Source organism: Burkholderia sp. 572, assembly GCF_040545135.1.
GTDB classification, from domain to species: domain Bacteria; phylum Pseudomonadota; class Gammaproteobacteria; order Burkholderiales; family Burkholderiaceae; genus Burkholderia; species Burkholderia cepacia.
In genome coordinates, this window is the sequence record NZ_JBEPLH010000004.1 from 23,188 (window position 1) to 45,284 (window position 22,097).

Annotated in this window: 25 protein-coding genes and 1 pseudogene; 11 read left to right on the forward strand and 15 right to left on the reverse strand. The window is 67.1% G+C overall.

Going from position 1 to position 22,097, the window contains the following annotated elements:
• Positions 1–33: 33 nt before the first annotated feature.
• Positions 34–1,353, reverse strand: a complete 1,320-nt coding sequence (locus ABIC51_RS08635; RefSeq protein WP_027787365.1) for an MFS transporter — start codon at positions 1,351–1,353, stop codon at positions 34–36.
• A 388-nt stretch (positions 1,354–1,741) separates the two neighbouring features.
• Here ABIC51_RS08635 and ABIC51_RS08640 point away from each other — a divergent pair, with 388 nt between their 5' ends.
• The 4 genes from ABIC51_RS08640 to ABIC51_RS08655 all read left to right on the forward strand — a co-directional run bounded on the left by ABIC51_RS08640 (position 1,742) and on the right by ABIC51_RS08655 (position 3,356).
• Positions 1,742–2,161: an organic hydroperoxide resistance protein gene (locus ABIC51_RS08640; protein WP_027787366.1), complete on the forward strand. Its 420-nt coding sequence runs from the start codon at positions 1,742–1,744 to the stop codon at positions 2,159–2,161.
• Positions 2,162–2,231: 70 nt separating this feature from the next.
• Complete coding sequence (locus tag ABIC51_RS08645; RefSeq protein WP_175899739.1) at positions 2,232–2,558, forward strand: DUF4148 domain-containing protein; 327 nt, start codon at positions 2,232–2,234, stop codon at positions 2,556–2,558.
• 69 nt (positions 2,559–2,627) lie between these two features.
• Positions 2,628–2,954, forward strand: coding sequence for a DUF4148 domain-containing protein (locus tag ABIC51_RS08650; RefSeq protein ID WP_027787368.1), 327 nt, complete (start codon positions 2,628–2,630; stop codon positions 2,952–2,954).
• 72 nt (positions 2,955–3,026) lie between these two features.
• Positions 3,027–3,356, forward strand: coding sequence for a DUF4148 domain-containing protein (locus ABIC51_RS08655; RefSeq protein ID WP_027787369.1), 330 nt, complete (start codon positions 3,027–3,029; stop codon positions 3,354–3,356).
• Positions 3,357–3,616: 260 nt separating this feature from the next.
• Here ABIC51_RS08655 and ABIC51_RS08660 read toward each other — a convergent pair.
• Positions 3,617–3,997 (reverse strand): annotated as a pseudogene (locus tag ABIC51_RS08660) (class I SAM-dependent methyltransferase); the annotation flags it as partial.
• Between the two features lie 222 nt (positions 3,998–4,219).
• Here ABIC51_RS08660 and ABIC51_RS08665 point away from each other — a divergent pair.
• Complete coding sequence (locus ABIC51_RS08665; protein ID WP_060317801.1) at positions 4,220–4,945, forward strand: GNAT family N-acetyltransferase; 726 nt, start codon at positions 4,220–4,222, stop codon at positions 4,943–4,945.
• Between the two features lie 48 nt (positions 4,946–4,993).
• Here the strand turns inward: ABIC51_RS08665 and ABIC51_RS08670 are convergent, their stop codons facing one another.
• The 6 genes from ABIC51_RS08670 to ABIC51_RS08695 all read right to left on the reverse strand — a co-directional run bounded on the left by ABIC51_RS08670 (position 4,994) and on the right by ABIC51_RS08695 (position 10,066).
• The gene (locus ABIC51_RS08670) at positions 4,994–5,449 is read right to left on the reverse strand and encodes a MarR family winged helix-turn-helix transcriptional regulator (RefSeq protein WP_027787371.1); all 456 of its coding nucleotides are present in this window, start codon (positions 5,447–5,449) and stop codon (positions 4,994–4,996) included.
• A gap of 112 nt (positions 5,450–5,561) precedes the next feature.
• Complete coding sequence (locus ABIC51_RS08675; RefSeq protein ID WP_260428747.1) at positions 5,562–5,690, reverse strand: hypothetical protein; 129 nt, start codon at positions 5,688–5,690, stop codon at positions 5,562–5,564.
• Entirely contained in the window at positions 5,687–6,058 is a 372-nt protein-coding gene (locus ABIC51_RS08680; protein ID WP_048022703.1) for a GFA family protein, read from the reverse strand. The genes ABIC51_RS08675 and ABIC51_RS08680 overlap by 4 nt, the downstream gene beginning before the upstream one ends.
• Before the next feature lie 183 nt (positions 6,059–6,241).
• Entirely contained in the window at positions 6,242–7,342 is a 1,101-nt protein-coding gene (locus tag ABIC51_RS08685; RefSeq protein ID WP_146252736.1) for an NAD(P)H-dependent flavin oxidoreductase, read from the reverse strand.
• Between the two features lie 265 nt (positions 7,343–7,607).
• The gene (locus ABIC51_RS08690; protein WP_146252735.1) at positions 7,608–8,864 is read right to left on the reverse strand and encodes an MFS transporter; all 1,257 of its coding nucleotides are present in this window, start codon (positions 8,862–8,864) and stop codon (positions 7,608–7,610) included.
• Positions 8,865–9,139: 275 nt separating this feature from the next.
• Entirely contained in the window at positions 9,140–10,066 is a 927-nt protein-coding gene (locus tag ABIC51_RS08695; protein WP_146252931.1) for a LysR family transcriptional regulator, read from the reverse strand.
• A gap of 236 nt (positions 10,067–10,302) precedes the next feature.
• On the opposite strand from ABIC51_RS08695, the gene ABIC51_RS08700 reads away from it, so the two are divergent.
• Positions 10,303–10,935 (forward strand): hypothetical protein, encoded by a 633-nt coding sequence (locus ABIC51_RS08700; RefSeq protein ID WP_027787377.1) that lies wholly within the window; start codon positions 10,303–10,305, stop codon positions 10,933–10,935.
• Positions 10,936–10,948: 13 nt separating this feature from the next.
• Positions 10,949–11,632 (forward strand): hypothetical protein, encoded by a 684-nt coding sequence (locus tag ABIC51_RS08705; protein ID WP_175899740.1) that lies wholly within the window; start codon positions 10,949–10,951, stop codon positions 11,630–11,632.
• Between the two features lie 72 nt (positions 11,633–11,704).
• Here ABIC51_RS08705 and ABIC51_RS08710 read toward each other — a convergent pair whose 3' ends face one another.
• Entirely contained in the window at positions 11,705–12,838 is a 1,134-nt protein-coding gene (locus ABIC51_RS08710) for an AAA family ATPase (RefSeq protein WP_175899742.1), read from the reverse strand.
• Between the two features lie 41 nt (positions 12,839–12,879).
• Positions 12,880–13,749 (reverse strand): RNA ligase family protein, encoded by an 870-nt coding sequence (locus ABIC51_RS08715; RefSeq protein WP_175899744.1) that lies wholly within the window; start codon positions 13,747–13,749, stop codon positions 12,880–12,882.
• Positions 13,750–14,486: 737 nt separating this feature from the next.
• Between ABIC51_RS08715 and ABIC51_RS08720 the strand changes: the two genes are divergently transcribed.
• The 3 genes from ABIC51_RS08720 to ABIC51_RS08730 all read left to right on the forward strand — a co-directional run bounded on the left by ABIC51_RS08720 (position 14,487) and on the right by ABIC51_RS08730 (position 18,086).
• On the forward strand, positions 14,487–15,635 hold the full coding sequence (locus tag ABIC51_RS08720; protein WP_175899746.1) for an RNA ligase RtcB family protein: 1,149 nt from the start codon (positions 14,487–14,489) through the stop codon (positions 15,633–15,635).
• Positions 15,629–16,243: a peptide chain release factor H gene (gene prfH / locus ABIC51_RS08725; RefSeq protein WP_175899748.1), complete on the forward strand. Its 615-nt coding sequence runs from the start codon at positions 15,629–15,631 to the stop codon at positions 16,241–16,243. The genes ABIC51_RS08720 and prfH overlap by 7 nt, the downstream gene beginning before the upstream one ends.
• Positions 16,244–16,625: 382 nt before the next feature.
• Positions 16,626–18,086, forward strand: a complete 1,461-nt coding sequence (locus ABIC51_RS08730) for an MFS transporter (RefSeq protein WP_175899750.1) — start codon at positions 16,626–16,628, stop codon at positions 18,084–18,086.
• Between the two features lie 214 nt (positions 18,087–18,300).
• On the opposite strand, the gene ABIC51_RS08735 is transcribed toward ABIC51_RS08730, so the two are convergent.
• The 4 genes from ABIC51_RS08735 to ABIC51_RS08750 form a co-directional block, all read right to left on the reverse strand.
• Positions 18,301–19,062, reverse strand: a complete 762-nt coding sequence (locus tag ABIC51_RS08735) for an O-methyltransferase (RefSeq protein WP_175899752.1) — start codon at positions 19,060–19,062, stop codon at positions 18,301–18,303.
• 104 nt (positions 19,063–19,166) lie between these two features.
• Positions 19,167–19,463: a 4Fe-4S dicluster domain-containing protein gene (locus ABIC51_RS08740; RefSeq protein WP_175852648.1), complete on the reverse strand. Its 297-nt coding sequence runs from the start codon at positions 19,461–19,463 to the stop codon at positions 19,167–19,169.
• Positions 19,464–19,465: 2 nt separating this feature from the next.
• The gene (locus ABIC51_RS08745) at positions 19,466–19,774 is read right to left on the reverse strand and encodes a hypothetical protein (RefSeq protein ID WP_027787384.1); all 309 of its coding nucleotides are present in this window, start codon (positions 19,772–19,774) and stop codon (positions 19,466–19,468) included.
• 351 nt (positions 19,775–20,125) lie between these two features.
• Positions 20,126–20,647 carry an RNA polymerase sigma factor gene (locus tag ABIC51_RS08750; protein WP_226127201.1) on the reverse strand — a complete coding sequence of 174 codons (522 nt, stop codon included), beginning with the start codon at positions 20,645–20,647 and terminating at the stop codon, positions 20,126–20,128.
• Between ABIC51_RS08750 and ABIC51_RS08755 the strand changes: the two genes are divergently transcribed.
• Positions 20,558–20,761 carry a hypothetical protein gene (locus ABIC51_RS08755; protein ID WP_226129744.1) on the forward strand — a complete coding sequence of 68 codons (204 nt, stop codon included), beginning with the start codon at positions 20,558–20,560 and terminating at the stop codon, positions 20,759–20,761. The genes ABIC51_RS08750 and ABIC51_RS08755 overlap by 90 nt on opposite strands.
• 401 nt (positions 20,762–21,162) lie before the next feature.
• Here ABIC51_RS08755 and ABIC51_RS08760 read toward each other — a convergent pair whose 3' ends face one another.
• The gene (locus tag ABIC51_RS08760; RefSeq protein ID WP_021159618.1) at positions 21,163–22,056 is read right to left on the reverse strand and encodes a LysR family transcriptional regulator; all 894 of its coding nucleotides are present in this window, start codon (positions 22,054–22,056) and stop codon (positions 21,163–21,165) included.
• Positions 22,057–22,097: the final 41 nt, after the last annotated feature.

The window sequence follows — 22,097 nt, forward strand, 5'->3', positions numbered from 1 at the left end:
AGGCCCGGGCGATCGCGACGAAGCGTGCCGTCGTCACGCTTCGTCGATGCGCGAGACCTGCTTGGGATCGGGCATCCACAGGTAGCACAGCAGCGACACGAGCACGCACGCCGACACGTAGTAGAAGAACCACGCTTCGTGTCCGATGCTCTTCATCCACAGCGCGACGTATTCGGCCGTTCCGCCGAACAGCGACACCGTGATTGCGTACGGCAACCCGACGCCCAGTGCGCGCACGCCGACCGGAAACAGTTCGGCCTTGGCCACGGCGCTGACCGACGAATACAGGCTGACGATCAGCAGCGCGGCGACGATCAGCGCCAGCGCGGCGCCGGTTGTCTGAACGCCGCGGAGCGCCTGGAAAATCGGCACGGTGCAGAGCGTGCCGAGTACGCCGAACGCGATCAGCAGCGGGCGACGCCCGACGCGATCGGACAGGCTGCCGAAGATCGGCTGCATCGCGACGAATGCCAGCAGGCTGATCACGGAGACCATCGATGCGTCGGCCTTGCTCATCCCCGCGCTGTTGACGAGGAATTTCTGCATGTACGTCGTATAGGCATAAAACGCGACCGTGCCGCCGAGCGTCAGGCCGGCCACGATCAGGCACTCGCGTTTGTGGTGGAACAGGTCGGCGATCGACGCGTGGCGGCGCTTGCTGCGGCGGTGCTGCTCGAACGATGCCGTTTCCTGCATGTTGCTGCGCAGGAAGATCGCGCTGCAGGCCAGCAGCGATCCGAGCAGGAACGGGATGCGCCATCCCCAGCTTTCGAGTTGCGCGGTGGTCAGGAAAAACTGCTGCAGCACGACCAGCACGCCCATCGCGAGCAACTGGCCGAGCGACAGGGTCGCGAACAGGAAGCTCGAATAGAAGCCGCGCCGGGACTTGTCGGCCATCTCGCTCAGGTAGGTTGCCGAACTCGCGTATTCGCCGCCGAGGCTCAGCCCTTGCAGCAGTCGCGCGAAGACCAGGAGCACCGGCGCGGCAAGGCCGATCGTGTCGTAACCGGGGGTCAGGCCGATGATCAGCGAGCCGACGCACATCGCCAGCACCGAGACGAGCAGCGCGGCCTTGCGTCCGTTGCGATCCGCGTACAGGCCGACGAGCCAGCCGCCGATCGGGCGCATGACGAAACCGACGGCGAAGATGGCCGCCGTGTTCAGCAACTGCACGGTCAGGTTGCCGTTGGGAAAGAACGCCTTCGCGAAATACAGCGAAAACGCGGAATACACGTACCAGTCGTAATACTCGATGAGGTTGCCTACCGATCCGCTGAAGATGGATCGGAGGTTCGCGAGGGTTCCGGTCGGCCGGGAATCCGTGGCCGTTGCAAGAGGGCTGACGCGCGACACGTAATGTCTCCGTTTCGATTGTGCTCGTGATCCGTGCAAGTGCCGGCCGTGGGCGGGCCGCTTGCGATCGGGTGCGGCAAGGTTAGAAGAGACAATGCATTGTAGAAAGCGAAATAATGACAAGGAGCCTGTTCGCTTTCTGGAAAGTCAGGCCGGCAACTCCCCGCTTCCGTGTCTGTTTCGGCGTCGTTCCGCGTTCCCCGGTTATCAGGGATCGATCGCCGGAAAGGCTTGTCCTGGAAGGCGCTCCGCGTTCCGGATACATTGAAATACAAAATATCGCATGCGATTTAATCGAATGCGCTTGACGTGAGTGGGCGACAAGACCAAACTGCGTCGCATGCGATCGAATCGCATCTGAGACAAACCTCAACTGACGGAGCAAATGATGAGCAAGATCGAACAAGTGCTGTACACGGGCAAGACGCATACGACTTCCGGCGGCCGCGACGGTGCGGCACGCAGTTCCGACGGCCGCCTCGACATCCAGTTGTCGTCGCCGGGCAGCGCCGGCACCGGCACCAATCCCGAGCAACTGTTCGCAGCGGGCTGGTCGGCCTGCTTCATCGGCGCGATGCAGCTCGCGGCGCGTGCCGCGAAGGTGACGTTGCCGGCCGATCTCGCCGTCGACGCCGAAGTGGATCTCGGCACCGCCGGCAACGCGTACTTCCTGCAGGCCCGGCTGAACGTGAGCGTGCCGGGGCTCGATCGCGACGTCGCGCAGCGCATCGTCGATGCCGCGCACCAGACCTGCCCGTATTCGAAGGCGACGCGCGGCAACATCGACGTCGACATCCGTATCGCTTGAACGTGCGTCGGGCGGCCTGGCGCCGCCTGACCGAATGCCCGGTTCTTATTCTTTTTTTTCGAGGTGAATGATGAATACCCGACTGATCGCCGCCCTTCTCGTCGCTGTTTCGGCCTCTGCTGCCGCACCGGCGTTCTCCAGCGAAACCACCGTGACGCATGCGCAGGTGCGCGCCGAACTCACCCAGCTGCAACACGCCGGCTACCCGCTGAATCGCGCGACCGACGCAACCTATCCGGACGATCTGCAGGACGCACTCACGCGGATCCAGGCGGCCGATGCGGTCGCCGGCAACGACCAGGCGTCCGGCTACGGCGGCAACGGCGATGCGGCCACGCAATCGGGCCGCCGGCATGCAGTCAGCGTGGCCGACCGCTCGGTGTATTTCGGACATTGAGCGTGCTTGCGCCGTCCGTCGAAACGCGAACCCTGAATTCCTTCCATCCCTGTTCTGTCGAGGTAAATGATGAAAACCCAATTGATCGCCGCCCTTCTCGTCGCCGTGTCTGCCTCCGCCTCCGTACCGGCGTTCGCCGATGAAGCCGTCGTGTCCCGCGCGCAGGTGCGTGCCGAGCTCGTCCAGCTGGAACAGGCCGGTTATCAGCCGGGCCGCGCGAACGATCCGCACTATCCGGTCGACCTGCAGGCCGCGCTGACGCGCATTCACGCGAACGACGCCGTGGTGGCCGATGCGGCGACATCCGGCTACGGCAGCGAAACCGTCGCCGCGACGCAGTCGGGCCGGCGGCCCGCGACACGCGTCGCCGAACGCTCGATCTACTTCGGTCATTGAACGAAACCGCGAACGGCGCCGGCTGCCGGCGCACGATGCGCAACCGCTGAATCCATTTTTTTGTCGAGGTGAATGATGAAGACCCCACTGATCGCCGCCCTTCTTGTTGCCGTGTCGGCCGCCGTTGCCGCGCCGACGTACGCTGGCGAAAGCACCGTGACGCGTGCGCAGGTGCGTGCGGAACTGGCCGCACTGCAAAAGGCCGGCTACCTGCCGAACCGCCCCAACGACCCGAACTATCCGGACAATCTGCAGGCCGCGCTGCGCCGGGTTCACGACAACGATGCGGTCGCGGTCGGGTCGCAAGCGTCCGGTTACGGCGACGATGCCGTCGGGGCGACGCAGTCGGGAAACCGCAGCGCGATTCGCATGGCGGAACGCTCGATCTACTTCGGCCATTGAGCATGCGTCGCCGGAATCGTTACGCCCGTCCGGGCGGCGCGGTACGACGTGCGGGGAACGGGGGCGCGCGAGCACGACGCGCTCCTCGTCGGCCTTCGGCGGCAAGCAGCGATGCAGGTTGATGTACATCCGTTACTTGCGTCGGCCCGGGATTCGATCGCGCGCGGCACCGATGCGGCCGCCGGTTCTCGCGACCCGCGCGCATGCAAGAAGAGACAGCATTCGTGGCAGGCCGAACAACACTCCATTCCCAAGCGCGTTCACGATGATGAACGCACGTCTGCCGATGGCCCGGCGCCGCTCGAATCGAGTGACGGCGTATGGCGCAACCGGATGATATCGACGCCGTGCAGGATCGTTGCTTCCGCAACCGCATCCCGCTGCGGCGGTGCATCAGTCCATTGACGGCCGATTGCATCGACCCGGCGTTCGAAGCGGTACACGACGGCGGGCGGAAAGTTCATCCACGCGATGCCGATCCGGATGGCGCGAATGTGCATCGCCTCCAGGTAGCGCGCCGGGATCGGGCAGCGCGGCACGTAGGTGAACGGGTAGAACACGCCATCCGCGGCCAGGTGGCGCACGAACGCGCAGTGAACGATCGCGACGGCCTGTTCGACCGGCATCGCGACAAGCGGCATCTCGTCGAGGTGACTGCCGGTACCGGAGGGCACGGGCTGGCGGTGATCCTGTCGTTTCCGGTCAGGGCGGAGCCGGCGCGCCGGCAACGCTGGCCCGGGCTTCGGCAACACGTGCCGCGCACCCCGCACCGTACCGGTGACACGATCGATGTTGCGCCGCGCCCTGCCTCTCCGGTCCCGGTCTATGCTGTGCAACCGAAACCTTCAATCGAGGAGCAGCCGATGTCCGATGCAACGACCGGAAACGCGACAGGCGCAACAGGCAGTACGCACCCGCTCGACCATGTGGTGTGGAACGCGCTGACCGGCAGGCAGCGCCGCTTTGCGCTCGGCGATGGCCGTGCATGGCGGTTTCCGGCCGCCATCGCGCCGTTTGCCGCGATCGAGGATACCGGCGCGGCATCGTTCGACGCGTTGCGCGCACTGGTCGCCGCACACGGGCCGGCGGCACTCGTCATGCCCGACGAGATCGAATTGCCGGCGGGCTTGTCGGCGATCCGGCGCGCGACCCTGTTGCAAATGGTCTGGCAAGGGACGCCCGCCCCGGCACCTGAAGCGGGCCACGTCACGCTCACCGAAGCCGACGTGCCGGACATGCTCGCGCTGACCACGGCCGCGCAGCCCGGCCCGTTCGGCCCGCGCACGTTCGAGCTCGGCCGCTACATCGGCATCCGCAGCGAAGGCAGGCTGGCCGCGATGGCCGGCGAGCGGATGCAGGTCGACGGGTATACCGAGATCAGCGCCGTGTGCGTGGATGCCGCGTTCCGGCGGCAAGGGCTGGCGGCACGTCTGATCCGGTCGTTGATCGCGGCCATCGATGCGCGCGCGGAAACGCCTTTCCTGCACGTCCTCACGTCCAACCGGGTCGCGATCGAGCGTTATCTCGCACTGGGTTTTGTCGTGCGCCGCGAGATGCACCTGCTGGTGCTGGGCGACGGGCACGCATGACGACGCGGCCGGCACGATGCACGTGCCGGCCGCTGGTAGCCCGTGGGCTTATTCGTCGGTCGACTGGATCAGGTTGCCGCGCAGCGTGACGATCGCCTTCTGCATTTTCGCGAATTCGTCCGGCTTCAGCCCGGTGGCCTCGACGAGGTTCATGTCGAGCCCCTTCTCGCGCACGCGGCGCCCGCTCTTCGTCAGGCTGACGAGCACCTGGCGTTCGTCCGACGGATCGCGATGCCGCTCCAGGTAGCCCATTGCCTCGAGCTTCTTCAGGATCGGCGTCAGCGTATTGGATTCGAGGAACAGCTTCTCCCCGAGCTGGCCGACCGTCTGGTTGTCCTGCTCCCACAGCGCAATGATCGTGATGTATTGCGTGTACGTGAGGCCCAGCTCTTCGAGGATCGGCTTGTAGGCCTTGCCGAACGCGAGGTTCGTCGAGTAGATCGCGAAGCACAGGAACTCGGACAGCTTCGGCGCGGCGGTGGATGGTGCTTCGGTCGGTTTCATGAACGTCCTCCAGCGACGCGAACGGCCGCAGATGGACGGATTATATATCGCGTGCGATCTTATCGGAAGCATGATAAATCGGTCTCGATGAACCAACGGGCGCCGCGCGCCGTCAATTCGGCGTGCGGCGCTTGCCGGTCTGCACGCGGCTGGCCGACAGCAGCGTGCATTGCACCGGATGCGCGATTTCGGTCGCGACTCCGCCTGCCGCAAACAGCAGGATCATCAGCCAGCGTTTCATGCGTCCTCCACGACCGAAAGGCTCGCGCCGTCGGCGACCGTCGCGTCGAGCGCATACGGGTCGATACCGTCGAGGCAGCCGAGATTGACGCGCCAGCAGGCCGGGTCCTTGCGGGTCTGATGGAACGGATAGACGCCGCAATGGCTGCAGAAATAGTGGCGTGCCGTGTGTGTGTTGAAGCGGTAGCACGTCAGCGCGCCCTCGCCTTCGACGATCTTCAGTTCGCTCGCGGCGAACATCGGGCTCATCAGCGCGCCGCGCCGGCGGCACAGGCTGCAGTTGCAGCGAACCGCCGGCGTCACGGCGGCTCGGACTTCGAATCTGACGGCCCCGCAATGGCAGGACCCTTTGAGCCAGGTTGCAGACATCGTGCGCTCCAGAAGAGGTCATGCCTGCTTTATAGCGGACGCCCGAACCTGCGATGTATCGCGATGTATCCGCGGTTCGCGCAGATACAGGACGTTTCAAATCGGCGGCGGGCAATCGCGTTGTGTTTTCCGATCGCCGGCATGCGCATGCGGCCCGCCGCGTGTGGAGCGCGGATCGCGCGATCAATCCAGCACGTGCTGCATCCGCTCGATCGCCGCCCGCGTCTCGCGTTCGAGTGCGGCGAACAGCTCGGCCGCCGGCAGCTGCCGCACGAGCGGCGCCGCCTGCCCGGCCCACTGCGCGCCGTAGCCGAATTCGCCCTTTGCCTTCGCGGCTGCATGCAGCGCCTTGCCGGCGTCGTAGGCGATCGGGTACGCGGGCGTGGCCGGCGCCTGCGGGTCGTCGCCGAGCGCGGTCAGCCGGTTCGCGATCCCGCGCGCGATCCGGCCGGAGATCGCGGCCGTGAACGTCGTGCGCCGTGCAGCGTCGCTTAGCAGCGCGCGGCGATAACCATCGTCGATCGCTGTCTCCGGGCACGCGACGAACGCGGTGCCGAGCTGCGCGGCCTGCGCGCCGAGCGCGAGCGCGGCGGCGATGCCCTCGCCGTCCATGATGCCGCCGGCGGCGATCACCGGCAGCGCGCATTCGCGCACGATCAGGCGCGTGAGCGCGAACGTGCCGAGGCGGTCGTCATGGGCGGTCGAATCGAACACGCCGCGGTGGCCGCCCGCTTCGATGCCCTGCGCGACGATCGCGTCGATGCCGGCGGCGGCGATCCGGTGCGCCTCGTCGAGATTCGTCGCGGTCGCGAACAGCGTGACGCCCGCGCGCTTCAGCGCGTCGATCACGTCCGCGGACGGCAGCCCGAAATGGAAGCTGACGACGGCCGGCTTCTCTTCGACGAGCAGCGCCTGCATCGCGTCGTCCGCGACGAAACTCGTATAGATCTCCGACAGCGATGCGGGCGGCGTCGCGCCGTATTCGCGGAACGCCGGCGCGAGCCAGTCGAGCCACGCGCGTTCGACGGCCGCGTCGGCGCGTGCCGGCTGGTGGCAGAACACGTTGATGTTGAACGGCCGGTCGGTGAGCGCGCGCGTGTCGCGGATCATCTTGCGGGCGCCTTCGGCGTTCGTCGCGCCCACGCCGAGCGAGCCGAGCCCGCCCGCATTCGACACGGCGGCCGCCAGCGCCGGCGTGCTGACGCCGGCCATCGGCGCCTGGACGATCGGTGTGCGCACGCCGAGCGCGCGCAACAGCGTCCGGTTCTCGGTCGATTGATTCATGTCGCTGGCCTCCTGCAAGATCCGCAATCGAAATGCTTCGACCGGATGCGGGCCGAAGCGCGTGCGTCGGGTTCGGATCGGTGCGCGTGGGTCGTGCCTTGCGCGCAGCCGGTCGCATGAAAGTTCTGTCGAAAAGGCGCGCAGCCGTGCGGTGCGGTGTTTGCCGTCGCAGCGACGGCGTACGACATCGCGCGTTGCGCGGCGCGGCACCTGCTGCTGCGCCCATCCTACGCCCGCCCGTGACCCGTCGGCCAGCGGCTATCGGCTATCGGCCGCGCGCCCAATGCGCGACCCCCGCGCAAGCCGCCAGCAGCGCCCCCGTCACGAAGAACACCGAATGCAGCCCGAGCGCGACGCCGATCTGCCCGCCGATCACCGGGCCGATCACCTGCCCGCTGAACTGGGCGGACTGAAGGTAGCCGAGCATCTGCCCGGTCGCGCGCTCGTCGACCGATTGCCGCACGAGCTTGCCGATCGACGGCAGCAACCCCGCGAGGGTCATGCCCATCAGCGCGCGCAGCGCGGCGAGCTGCCACCAGTGCGTGACGAACGCCTGCGGCACCATCGCGAGCGCGGTCAGCAACAGGCAGCCGATGATCACGTTCCAGCTGCCGATCCGGTCGGCCAGCGCGCCGAGCCGGGCGGCGGTCAGCATGCTGCCGAGCGCCGAGCACGCCATCACGACGCCGGCGATACGCGCGAGATGATCGCCACCGACACCGAGGCCGCCGATATAGACGGTGATGATCGGTTCGATCGACATGTTCGCGAGCAGCACCATCATCGCCGTCACCAGCAGCGCGGCCACCGCCGCACGATTCGTGCCGCGCGACGTGCCGGCCGTCGCGCTCGCGGTGCGCGGTTTCGCGTCGGTGCCCGCGTGGAAATCCTCCTTCACGACGAAGATCGTCAGCAGCGCGGCGACGGCGATCATCGCGCCACCGGCGAAGAACGTGCCGCGAATGCCGAGCCAGCCCGGCAGCAGCCCGCCGACGAGCGGCCCGACCAGGTTGCCCGCGAGCGCGCCGGTCGACAGGATGCCGAGCGCCCAGCCCGCGCGTTCGCGCGGCGCCTGCGTGCCGACCATCACGGTCGAGGCCGACGCGTAACCGCCGACGAGCCCCGCGAGCAGCCGCAGCACGACGAGTTCGACCACGTTGTGCGCGACGCCGATCAGCGACATCACGATCGCCATGCCGATCGCCGCGCGCACGAGCATCGGCTTGCGGCCGAAGCGGTCCGCGAGCCGGCCCCACAGCGGCGCGGTGACGGCCGTGCCGAGAAACGTCGCGCCGAACGCGACGCCCGACCACTGGATCACGGCCGATTGCGCTTCGACGCCGAGTTGCCGCACGTACAGCGGCAGGAACGGCAGCAGCATGCTCAGGCTGACGAGCGTCGTGAACGACCCGAACACGCAGACGGCGAGATTGCGCCGCCAGTAGCGCGCGTTGCGTTCGGCGTAGCCGGCGGCGGGCCGTTCGGCCCGTGCCGCGGCGGGGGCTTGCGAGATCGTGCTCATTGCGCCCTCGTCGTCGCGGTCGTCGGTGCGGCGAACCCTTGCGCGACGAAGTTCGCCGGCAACGGCACCAAGGCGAAACGCGCAACGCCGATGCCTGACCCGGTGCGGCGCGCGCTGAACGCACGGGCGCGGGGCCGGCCAGGAAGCGCTCGATCCATGTTGACCTCCATTCGCTGAACGGGCGCCATGCGCGTCCGTTGGTTGAAGGAAGTCTAGATTGAGCCGATTGCCGAGTGAATCGCCGTCACTCGAAAGCCATTCTTCCGTATCCCGGTTCAATCGCCGTCGGTGATGGCCGCCAGCCGCGCGAAGTGCTCGCGCAGGCGCGGCGCCGCGAAATCGACGAACGCGCGCACCTTCGGTACGGAAAGGCGCCCGTAAGGCGTGACGAGATGGATCGGCAACGGCGCGTGTTCGCTGTCGCGCAGCACGATCCGCAGCGTGCCGTCCCGCACCGGTTCGGCGACGTGATAGGAAAAGAGCCGCGTGACGCCGTGGCCGGCGACGGCCGACGCGACCGCGCCGCGGATCGTGTTGATGATGAAGCGCGGCGTGAACTGGACGACCTGCGGCAGCGCCGCCGGCGCGGACGGCGGGAAGCTCCACGAATCGAGGCCGAAATGCGTCATCGAGATGATCCGGTGCCGGGCGAGATCGGCCGGCGTCTCGATGGCCGGATGCCTGGCCAGGTAATCGGGCGACGCCACGACGACCCGCCGCACCGCGCCGACCGGAATCGCGACCAGCGTCGAATCGCTCAGGTGCGCGATCCGCAGCGCGACGTCCATGCCTTCGTCGATCAGGCTGACGGGACGGTCGAGCAACTGCAGGCGGATCGACACGGCGGGATGGCGTTCGATGAATTCGTCGAGCAGCGCGCGCAGCACGTCCTCGCCCGCGGCGACCGGCGCGGTGACGGTAAGCATGCCGCGCGGCGCCGAGCGTTCGTCGGCGACCAGCATGTCGGCTTCCTCGAGATCGGACAGGATGCGGCGGCACGCGGCGGCGTAGCGTTCGCCGGCTTCGCTGAGCCGGATCGTCCGGGTCGTGCGGTACAGCAGCGCGGTGCCCGTGTGCGCTTCGAGAAACGCGATCGCGCGGCTGACCGCCGCCGGCGACCGGCCGAGCTTGCGGCCCGCGCCCGCGAGGCTGCCTTCGTCCAGCGTGGCGACGAACACCTTCATCGCGTCGATTCGATCCATGGTTTGAGCGGGCCGGGTGCGAACGGCCGTGTGATGGGCGGCAGGCAAGCGAGCGAGCAGTCTACCGCACACCGGTGCGATGCCCGGCTCGGGGGATGCTGCGCTTGCCGCTTTGGCCCTACAATGCGCAGGCGAAAAAACCGCACGAACGGCCGTCAGGGCGCCGCGTTCATCGAACGCAGCGTCCGACATTCAAGCGGTTCCGCTGAATAACGAACCACAACCAACCCGCACTCATGAAAAGAAGAACATTTCTCGCGCTGCCCGCCGTGGCCGCGTCCGGCATGCTTGCCGGCTGCTCCAATTTCGGCCCCGTCACCAAGGCGTGGATGAGCGATTCGAAATACGACGAAACCTTGTCGACGTTCCTGATTACCGCGGACGGCAAACAGCTCGTCGTGCTAGGCAAGAAGTATCACTACATCTTCGAGATGCCGCCGAGCCTTGCGACGGTGCTCAACGCCCCCTATCGCCCCAAGATTCACACGGCGTTCAGCGATTTCGAGGCGCACGGCGACGCGATTACCGGTCAATACACGATGCGGCTGGACTACGCGGATGCGCCGACCGGTTCCGACGTGCGCGAGCGTGCGCTCGCGGACGGTTTCAAGAAGGACGGCGCCTACCTGGAGTCGGAAGGCAGGATCAGCGGCAAGCGCTATCTGCCGAACGATGTCACGTCTTCGTCAGTCCCGCAGGCGTTCAATCGGCCGTACGAGGTCACGGTGACGGACAAGCTGACGGCTGTCGGCCGCGGCGCGAAGCTGGCCTTGTCGCCGATCGCGATGGCGGCCGATGGCGCGTTGGGCCTGCTCGGCCTCGCGCTGTTTCCGATCGCGCTCACCACCTTCATCATCGTGGCGAGTTGAGGTGCGATCGGCGATGAAATCTCCTGTCCGAAACCTGTTCCGCATCGGCTGCGCGGCGGCCTGCCTCGCGTTCGCGCAGCATGCCTTTGCCGAAAGCGACTGGGACGCCGCGCGCCATGTCCGTACCGACTGGGTGTTCGCGTCGATGAAGGAAAGCGACGTGCGGCCCACGCTCGATCGCGCGCTGAAGGACCAGGCGCGCTGGGCCGGTCTGCCCGGCAACGCACCGGATGCCGGTGCGTTCAGCTGCACGAAGCTCGCGCTGCCGCCGCCGTCGGCCGAAGCGCAGGCCGCGTTCGACGCGGCGCCGTCGTCGCGCGGCCGCGACGCCGACAAGGCCTACGCGAAGGCCGCATCGCTCGGTTCGTGGCGTGCGGCCGCGCGCCTCGCGAGCAGTTCGCTCGACGACGAGGATTGGGAAGGCGCGCAGCCGGCGATTGCGTGGCTGCTCGTTCATCACGTGCCGGCCGGCTACAACAAGCTCGCGGATGTCTTGCAGGCGATGTCGGGCTACGACGGCGAAACGCCCGGCGAGGGCATGAGCGGGATGATCGCGTCGCTGCGCTGGCGCGCGGCGCGCGAAGGCGATCCGGTCGCGCAGATGGAAATGGCCGACCTGTTCGAGAAGCTCGGCCAGCCCGATCTCGTCATCGCGTTGCGCGCGTGTGCGACGCAGCAGAATCCCGCGCTGAAATGATGCGAGCCGGTATGCCGCAATGACGGGCGGCATACCGGCTTGTGCGGTGACATTTGCCGTGACGCCGCCGCATCAGACTTCGTACCGCACCGCGTGCGCCTCGGTGGGCAGCGGCGGATCCCAGCGCGGCAGCATCGCCTCGAGCGCGCGGTTCGTCAGCGACGTGTCGCGCTGCGCGTTGCGGCGCAACAGCTCCGCGCGCGGCTTCTCGAGATAGACGAGCGTCACGTCGGCGCCGTACGCGAACAGCAGGTCGAGCGTCTTCTTGCGCATCAGCGGCGACAGGTTCGTCGCGTTCCACACGAACGGCCGCTTCTCCCGCAACAGTGCCTTCGCGGCGTCGACCGCATGGTGCGCGACGGCGCCCTCGTTTTGGCCATGGCGCAGCCCCAATGCATCGCGTGCATCGTCGAACGACACGACGGGCAGGTCCGGATGATGCCGCGCGACCCACGTGTTCTTGCCCGACGCGGGCAGGCCCGACATCACGACGACCCGCGAGCCCGGCGTGCGGAACAGCGGATAGTCGGGATGCACGTCCGCGCCGCGAAAGTAGCTGAGCGCGGTGTGCGCATCGGCGAACGCGCGCGGCTGGCCATAACACCCCTCTTCCCGCGCCAGTTCGCGCAACAATTCGATGTTGTCGAGCACGCGCTGCGTATCGCTGCAGATGCGCCCGCGCATATCGGCTTCGGCGAGCAGGCACAGCAGCGGCAGGCTCACCTGCCACGACAGTTCACGCGCGATGAACTCGGGCGTGCCGCGGCGCGACCCGCTCATCGCGAAGAACGGCACCTGGTGCACGGCGATCATCCGGCAGATCGCCTCGCGCACCGCGAACGGCACGCCGGCATCCCACAGCGCGATACGCGCATCGATCGCTCCCTTGCGCGAGTGGCCGGGATGACCGATCGCGCCGGTGACGGGATCGACGACCGTCGTGCGGTACTTCGCGATGTCGTGCAGCAGCGCGGCCAGGAACACGATTTCCTGGTCGGCGCGCGATGCGGCCTGATAACCGGGCAACGCGAGCAGCGCATCGATCACCATCGTCGTATGCGTCCACACGTCGCCTTCGCCGTGATGCGCCGGTTCCTGCGGTGTCGTCTTCGCCTGTTCGAGCGCGGGAAACGCCGCGATGCATGCGCGGTAGTCCGGCTGCCGTCCGGACGCGGGCACGAGTGCCTGCAGTTGTTCGTACTTCATGATCAAGACTCCTCTCGAAACGGCGCACGGCCGTTCCGCATTCATGGGTGCGCGTGCGTCGCGGCGATCGATCGCCACGTGACCGTCGGCCGCGGCGCATACAGGTCGACATCCGGCGCGAGCAGGTTCGGGATGAACGGCTGCTCCGAGTGATGGCGCGCCGATTCGAGAATCGCCTGCACGAAATCGTGGCGGACCCACTTCAGGCGCGCGGTCGTCGTGTCGTCCGTCTCGACCTTCACGTAGAGCCCTTCCGCGCGCGCCGACTTGTCGCACTGCTGCCATGCGCGTGCGAGGTCGAGCCCCTGCCGCCGCACCGTTTCCTCGAACGCGCGACGCCAGTCCGGCGTCTTCGCGAGCGACGGGCCGAGCAATGCCTTCAGGTCGGCGAGCCGCGCCGGGGCGATGCCTTCGTACAGCACGGGCACCGACAGCACAGGCCCGTCGGCAAGCAGCGCGCGACGCGCGCACGTCGACAGGAAACGGCCCGTCGTGCGGTCGAACACATCGAATTCGAAGAAGTGATGCGGCAGCGCGTCGTAGAACACCGCGTGCTTCTTGCTCATCGTCTCGCCGTACATCACGTAGCGATCGCCGAGGCGGTCGAGCAGCCAGCCTGCATGGGCGGCGGCCCACGTCTTCACGAAACCGAACTGCCGCTCGCGGCCGCCGCCGGCCAGGTAGTGGCCGCGCGACTGCAGCAGCAGTTCGCCCGCCGGGCCGAAGCTGATGCCCGTATTCGCGCCGTCGAGCTTTTCCTCGACGACGATGTGTGCACCCGCGAGGGTGCGATAGGGAACGTGTTCGCGACCTTCGTCGCCGTCCTGCAGGCGCGAGCCTTCGAGATGCGGCGTGCGCGGGTAGCGGGCGAGGTCGAGCGATTGCGCGTATGCGCGAAAATCCAGCGTCATGGTCTTTCTCCGGAAACAGGGGAAAAAGCCGACGACGTGAACGAACGGTCTGGTGTGCGTTGCGGTGTCAGTGCTTGTCCGGGCGCGTTCCTGCAGTCGACGTTCCGGCGCCGCGAGGCGGACGGAAACGGGCAGGACGACACGCGGCCGGGACGGCAGTCGTCGGCGTATCAGGCGAAGGGACGAATGTTTGCGGGCACTTGGATCACCGGTTCGATGAGGGTTCAGGGATGAAGCAGGCGGATGCTACGAAACTGCTTTTGCACTGTCAAGCGCTGTCGGAACCCGCTGATGCGGCCGCCGGCATGCGTTGAATACCTGCTGCGGCGTGCCGCACGCACCGTCGGCACGAGAATTGTCAGGATGTCTATATGTGTGTTTTTCGCCACATCGGGCGACGATTCGGTAGGCGCCGCCGTGCTACCCGCTTGCTGCGCCCGTCGCGTGCATGCTAGAGTCGCCGCCATTCCGATCAACCCCTCACTCGCAAGGAGAAGAACATCATGACGTCACGCCAACGCTCCTCCCGTCGCGGGTCGTAGTCCGGGTTTTTCGCGTCCGTCTGTTTCATCGTTCACGCCACGCAGCAGCACACCGTATCGCCGTCACGGCGATGAGCCGGGTCGTTCCGATCCGGTCGTGCCGCCCTCTTCCCGACTTCCGATGTCGGGCAGCGCATTCGAGCGCTGCCTGTGCCATGGCCCGCCGTTCTACCTTTTCATCGAACGGAAACCTCCATGGGCAATTCCATGCAATACCTGGGCGAGCGCGTCACCTTGTGCGCTTGCGCCACCACCTGGATCGAAGGTGAGGCCATCCGGCAGCTCGAACACGCTGCCACCCTCCCCGGCATGCGGCGTGTCGCCGGCATGCCCGATCTTCACCCCGGACGCGGCTACCCGGTCGGCGCCGCGTTCTTTTCGACGGGCCGGCTGTACCCGGCGCTGATCGGCGGCGATATCGGCTGCGGAATGGCGCTGTGGCAAACCGCGCTCGATGCGCGGCGCGTCAGCGCGTCGAAGCTCGCGAGCCGGCTCGGCTCGATCGACACCACGCCCGACGCAAGCTGGCAGCCGCTCATCGCGGCCGCCGGGTTCGCGGATCACGCGTTCGCGGCATCGCTCGGCACGATCGGCAGCGGCAATCATTTCGCGGAAGCGCAGCGGATCGACGCGGTGTACGACGCCGATGCCGTCCAGGCGCTCGGCCTCGATCACGACCGCCTGCTGCTGCTCGTGCACAGCGGGTCGCGCGGTTTCGGCCAGTCGATCCTCGAACAGCACATGCGCGAGCACGGCTACAACGGGCTCGACGACACGGATGCCGCATGCACGGCCTACCTTGCGCGCCACGACGCGGCGTTGCGCTACGCGATCGCGAATCGCGACCTGATCGCGCGGCGCATGCTGGCGCGCTGGCGCAGCGACGGCCGGTGCGTGCTCGACGTGAACCACAACCTGGTGAGCCGCGCGCGCGTCGACGGCGAGCCCGGCTGGCTGCATCGCAAAGGTGCGACGCCGGCCGATACGGGGCCGGTCGTCATTCCCGGGTCGCGCGGCGACTACAGCTATCTCGTCGCCCCCGTGCGGTCCGACGATGCGGCCAGCCTCGCGTCGCTTGCGCACGGCGCGGGCCGCAAGTGGGCGCGCGGCGATTGCAAGGGGCGTCTCGAACGGCGCTTCACCCCGTCGCAGCTCACGCGTACGCCGCTCGGCAGCCACGTCGTCTGCGAAGACCGCGAACTGTTGTACGAGGAAGCGCCGCAGGCCTACAAGCCGATCGACAGCGTCGTCGACGCGCTCGAGGCGGCCGGCTTGCTGCGCAAGCTCGCGCGGCTCGCGCCGGTGCTGACCTACAAGACGTCCGGGGAGGCCGGCCGATGCTGATGCAGATTTCTTCGGCACACGGGCCGCTGGAGTGCCAGCTCGCCGCGGCCAATGCGTTGCGGTGCCTGCAGGCGGAAGCCGATGCGCAGCGCGTCGTCGTCACGGTGCTCGATGTGCAACCGGGCGAACGGCCCGGCACGTTGCGCTCGGCGCTGCTCGATCTCGACGGTGCCGGCGCGCAGGCGCTGGCGAACCGCTGGACGGGCACGCTGCAATGGATTTGCGCGAGCCCGTACCGGTTGCGCCATCCGCGCAAGAACTGGTTCATCGGTGTCACGCGCTGCGCCGACGCGCAGCCGCTGCCGGATGGCGACGTGCGGTTCGAAGCGATGCGCGCACGCGGGCCGGGCGGCCAGCACGTGAACAAGACGAGCTCGGCGATTCGTGCGACCCATGTCGCGACCGGCCTGTCGGTGCGCGTGGAAAGCGAGCGCAGCCAGCACGCGAACAAGCGCCTCGCGCTGCAATTGCTGCAGGTTCGACTGCAGCAGGAAGCCGACCGTCACGCGTCCGACGCGCGCCGGCAGCGGCGGATGCAGCACTTTGCGCTCGAGCGCGGCAACCCCGTGCGCGTGTTTCACGGGGCGGCGTTCGTGCCGGCCGACTGAGCATGACGGCCCGACTGCCGGCGGTTGTTTCGCCGGCAGTCGCGCAACGGGCCTCATGGTTTTCCCGGCCAGCCGGTTGCGTGAGCGCGCCGGCGGTTCCGGTGCACGACCGCACGCCACGCAGGCTGCACGGGCCTCACGCGCGGATGCCGGCTGTCGCGTGTTCCTCACCCTTTCTGCGCGGGAAAGGACGCTTGAAACATCCGCAATTATCACGTGCCGCGGATTTGCCCACCATGTGCCGGACGATCGGTACAGCCCGCCTGTCCGGCCCTTTCAACGGCCTTGCGGTGCCTGCCGCCACGTCGTGCGACCGGATGCATCGCGCCGGTCGCGAACGGCCGGGCTTCGCGCCACGGCGTACCGATAATCAGGAGACACGATGAACAGCCATTCCCTCGATCTCGGCGGCAACGCGGGCGAACCCGCGCCCGCACGACCTGCGGCCGCCGCCGGCACGGGCGCTGCCGGGTCGGCCCTCCCCGCCCGCCGCGTCACGCTCGGCGATTTCATGGACGACCTGCCGGTTGGCGCATTGCACCGGTTCGTCGTCTGGGTGATCGGTATCGGGCTGTTTTTCGACATGTACGAGATCTTCCTCGTCAGCACGATCGGTTCCGCGTTGCAGAACGAATACGGACTGAGCCGGCAGAGCACCGATTTCAAGCTGCTGCTGGCCTCGGCGTTCATCGGCATGTTCGTCGGCGCGATGTGCCTCGGCAGCCTCGCCGACCGCATCGGCCGGCGCAAGGCTTTCCTGCTGACGCTCACGTGGTACAGCGCGTTCTCGCTGGTCGGCGCGTTTTCCGTGAACGCCGACATGCTCGTCGCGTGCCGGTTCCTGACCGGCATCGGCGTCGGCGCGATCTATCCGGTTGCCGACAGCTTCCTGTCCGAGATCCTGCCGAAGGAAAAGCGCGGGCGCCTCGCCGCGTGGGCCTATACGACTTCCTATGTCGCGGTGCCGCTCGTCGGTTTCCTCGCGCTGTGGCTGAATCCGCTGCACGTGGGCGGCGTGGCCGGCTGGCGCATCATCCTCGCGATCGGCAGCCTCGGCGCGGTGTACGTGCTGTTCGTCCAGCACCGGCTGCCGGAAAGCCCGCGCTGGCTGCTCGCGCAGGGCCGCACCGCCGATGCATACGCGGCATTGCGGCGCTTCGCGGAGGGCACCGGCGTGCGCGTGCCCGAGCAATTCGCGGAACCGGTCGAGCCGCAACGGCCGCTCGGGCTCGGCGAGCGTTTCGCGCTGCTGCGGCGCGAACCGTACGGCGCGCGCTACCTGATGCTCGCGATCTTTCATCTGTTCCAGGGCTTCGGTTATTACGGCTTCGGCACGCTGGCCGGCACGGTCGTGAAGAGCCGCGGCTTCGACGTGACGGACAGTACGCTGTTCATCGCGCTGTCGTTCATCGGCTATCCGGTCGGCTCGCTGCTGTCGATTCCGCTGCTCAACTGGATCGAGCGCCGCACGCTCGTGATTGCGTCGATCCTGTCGATCGCGGCGTTCGGGCTGTGCTTCGCGTACTCGGGCCAAACCGTGCTGATCGTCGGCTTCGGGTTCCTGACGACCTGCGCGTCGAACGTGTTCAGCAACGCGTATCACGTGTACCAGGCGGAGATCTTTCCGGCGCGCGTGCGCTCGACGGCGATCGGCAGTACCTATGCGCTGTCGCGCATCGTCAGCGGTGCGCTGCCGTTCGTGTTGCTGCCGGTGCTCGGCGGTTACGGCGCGGGCGCGATGTTCGGCGTGATCTCGGTTGCGCTCGGCATGGTCGCCGTCACGCTGCGCGTGCTCGGGCCGCTGACGACGCGGCGCAGCCAGGACGAAATCAATCCGGTTTGAGCGTGTGTCGATGCGGGGCGCGGGAACGCGCTCACGCATCGTTCCTGATGCTTCGCGGATGGTCGGGCTAACGGTCGCCCGGCGGCCCACGGCAGACGGTCGCATCTTCCGCGCACGGTCACGGTTACGGCTGCGGTCACGCAACGCCCGCGTGCGCCGACCGCTGGCGGGCAAAATCCGAAGCGGGATGCCCGGCGATCGACGGTTCCGCCCTTCACTGCGCGCCGTCGCGGCAAGGGCCCTGCGACGCCATGTCCGCTCGAGAAACGACGACCGTGAATTCGATCCCGGATTCAAAATCCAGCGTCATGGTCGAGAAGCGCGGATCGTCATCGAGATAGTGCTTGTACGGTCGAACGGCGTCCTCGGCCGTGTACATGTTGTCGGCCAGGACGATCGACCCCGGGCGCAGCAGGCGCTCGATCTGCCTGAACAACTTCAGGTAGACGTCGGCCCAGACGTCGATGAATACCATGTCGAAGTGCCCGTCCAGTTCGGCAACGGTCTCGAATACGTCGCCCTCCCGGATGTCGACATGGGCGTCCAGGCCCGCCGTGCCGACGTGATCGCGCAAACGGGCGCACTTGAGCGGGTCGCGCTCGGTCGCGACGACCACGCCACGGCCCAACGTGCGCAGTGCCTCGGCGAAATACAGCGTGGACACGCCGCACGAGCTGCCGAGTTCGAGGATGCGGGCCGGCCGTTGCGAGAGCACCATGTTGCGCAAGAACCCGCCCGTTTCCGGCGACACGGCCAACGATAGCCGGCTGCCTTCCGGGGAGTCGAAGTCGTCGGTGAACAGCCCGAACGTTTCGAGAAACCGACCCCGCAGACGGGGGGCGATCGCTTCGTATTCCTCTGCTAACGACAGAAACTCCTCGTTCGATCCCAGGAACTGCGCGCGGGCGCGGGCGATGATTTCGGTCCGGCTCTCTTCGTGGAGCCGTCGCAGAAGAACGGCGGTAGGTGAAGCCATGTGCGTTCCTTGACGAGATTGATCACGTCGACGATGTATCCGGCGGCGCCTCTCCCGCCAGGGTTTCGGCGCGGTCGCTCGATATCGGCGACATGCGGAGGTTGTCATGCGATTCGGGCGAGCGTGATGGCGCGCTCGGGGCACGCGGTCACACACAGTCCGCATGACCGGCACGCATGCGCGTTCGGCGTGTAGGCGACTTCCATGCCGTGCACGCGCAGCTTCAGGCGATGCATCAGGCCGAGGCCGACGTAATCGGCCGGGTCGATGCGTCTGACCTCGAACACGTTTTCAGGGCAAACCGCGACACAATCCCCTTTGCCTTCGCAACGCTTCAGATCGACGACCGGCACGATCACGCCCGGTTGCTGTTTGCAGTCGCCCGTGGATTTTTCGCGCACGTTCACGCTCCCGAGGGCCGGTCATCGCCGGAGCGCCACGCGTTGCGGAAATGCTCGCGTTCCTCGGGCGTCATCGATTCCCACTTGCGCCAGTGGCGCCGGCCGCGCCAGCCGTGGTGTCCGCGGAATCCGCCGAACAGGATGCGGCTCAACACGAGCAGGCCCAGCGCCCGGGCGAAATCGATCGTACGGGCCCCGACGAACAGCGCCGGCATCACCCAGTTCCACAACATCATGACGACCCATCCGAGCACGCCTATGGCAATCAAGGCGAGCACCGCCTTGCCCGCGCATCTGATTCGAAAATTCATTTGTCGACTCCTCTAGGGTCTGTTTACATATGGAACGCACATGCGTTGCCACGAGAACGGCCGCTCGCGAGGCGCGTGACGCCGCGAATACTGACGTATTCGCAAGGAGCGCAACGCGGCGAGCGGCCGTTCTCGTGGCAACCCCTAATTAAAAAATTCATTCCACGGGAATGCCCGAAATCGCCCGTATGGCGGCGTCGCTCGTCGCTTGTCCCCCAAGGGGACTTCCTGCGGGGCGTTTGGCTCGGCCAAACGGCGCTCCTCACTTCTTGCCCTACGCCCCGGAGGAAGTCCCCTTGGGGGACGAGCGATTTCGGGCATTCGCATGTGCGTTCCATATGTAAACAGACCCTAGATATTGTCCAGTTCGTCATGAATGAGCTGCAGTCGTGCACGCAGATGCAAGACCGCATAGCGTTTGCGCGCGAGCAGCGTATTGAGCGCAACGCCGCTTTGCGTGGCCATCTCCTTGAAGGAACGGCCCTCCAGTTCGTGCGCGATAAATACCTCGCGCTGATTCGCCGGCAGCTCGTCGAGCGCATCCTGCAAGGCTTCGAGCAGGAGCGTGCGCGCGTAGACTGCTTCGGGGCCGGCGTCGTGTGCCGGCAGCACGAGATCCAGCCGGTACTCGCTGTCCGCGTCGTCGTCGGCCTCGGACAGATCGGTCAGCGGCTGCTCCTTCTTCTTGCGAAAGCGGTCGACGATACGGTTGCGCGCCGCGCGGAACAGCCACGCGCTCACCTGTTCGATCGGCGCCGGAAGCCGGTAAGCCTGGACGAATTCGTGAAACACGTCCTGAAGGATGTCCTCGGCATCGTCCGGGTCGCGAATCCGACGCCGGATGAAGCTCACCAGCCTCGTTCGTTCACGCATCACTATCGCGGTGATGTCGCGGTCTGGGTCGGTCATGTGCGTGAAGTGGGTGGCGATTCCATGCACCTGAAGACGTTTCAGGCGCGGGAATATTGTGTCGAGTGCGAAAAATGACTGCTCAACGGGGCGGCTTCAAGGGAGAGATCGGTTACACCGCCCATCCAGCGGGCAGCAATTGGGCCGGCCCGACGGTCATCGCCGACACGAGCGGGAACGGTGTAACGATAGTGCAAGGAACGAACCCGCGACGACAAGGCGAAGTGTGCGGGCGGCAGGCACGGGCGTTGCCGGGGCCAGACAGGAAAGTATGTGCCGTGCTCGCGACTGTCGGCTGCATCCGGGCCGTACTACTCGCCGGCTGTTCGCGGTCGTCGGCCGGTCGGTCCGGCGCGGCTGCTATGAATAGGCTTCCCACAACGGCATCGGCTCCCCGCCGCGGCGAGCCGAACGCTCCCCGACGATCGCCCTTCTCCGAAGCCGCACCGCGACAATTCCCGCCAGCTCGCAGGCCGGCCTCAACGCGCCGACATGAAATCGAACAGCTTCGCGATATCGGTCGTCAGCACCGTTCCGGCCTTCACGCCGACCCAAAGCGTGCGCGTCGCCCACGCATCGTCGAGCTTCACGACCCCGAGCCGCGCCGCGCGCTCGCCGGTCACCGCGTCGCGCGGCAGGATGCCGATCCCGAGCCCCGCCTCGATCATCCGGCTCACGCCGTCGAAATTCGATACCTGGATCCGCAGCTTCAGCGAACGCTCGACCGCGAACGCGGCGTCGGTCATGCGCGCGAGCAGCGAACTGCCGTCGCTGAGCCCGACGTAGTCCTCGTCGAGCGTGTCCGCGAAGCGGATGCTGTCGCGCGCGGCGAACCGGTGCGTGCGCGGCACGAGCAGCACGAGTTCGTCGCGGCGGTACAGCCTTCGTTCGATACCGGGGGCCGGCACGTTGTCGGCGAACACGCCGAGATCGGCCTTGCCGGACGCGAGCGCATCGACGATCTCGTGGCTCAAACGCTCCTCGAGGCTGACCTTGATACCCGGATTGTCAGTGAGGAACGCCGCGAGATCGGCGGGCAGGAACTGGACGATCGCGGACGTGTTGGTCCACACATGGATGTGGCCACGCACGCCGGCGACGTAGTCGCTCATCTCGTGCGCCATCCGGTTGACCTGCTCGATCACCTTCGCCGCATGGTCGAGCAGCGCGCGGCCCGCGGGCGTCAGCTCGACACCGCGCGCATGCCGGACGAACAGCGCGCTGCCCGTCACGCTTTCGAGCTCGGCGATGCGCTTGCTGACCGCGGACAGCGTGAGCTGGCCGTGCTCGGCCGCTTTCGTCAGGCTGCCGTGCTCGGCGACGAGCGCGAACACGCGCAGCGATTGCAGATCGAAATGAAGCGGATTCACCATGTCGTGGGTCCTGGGGAGGCCAGGCCGGCGCTTGCCGTCAG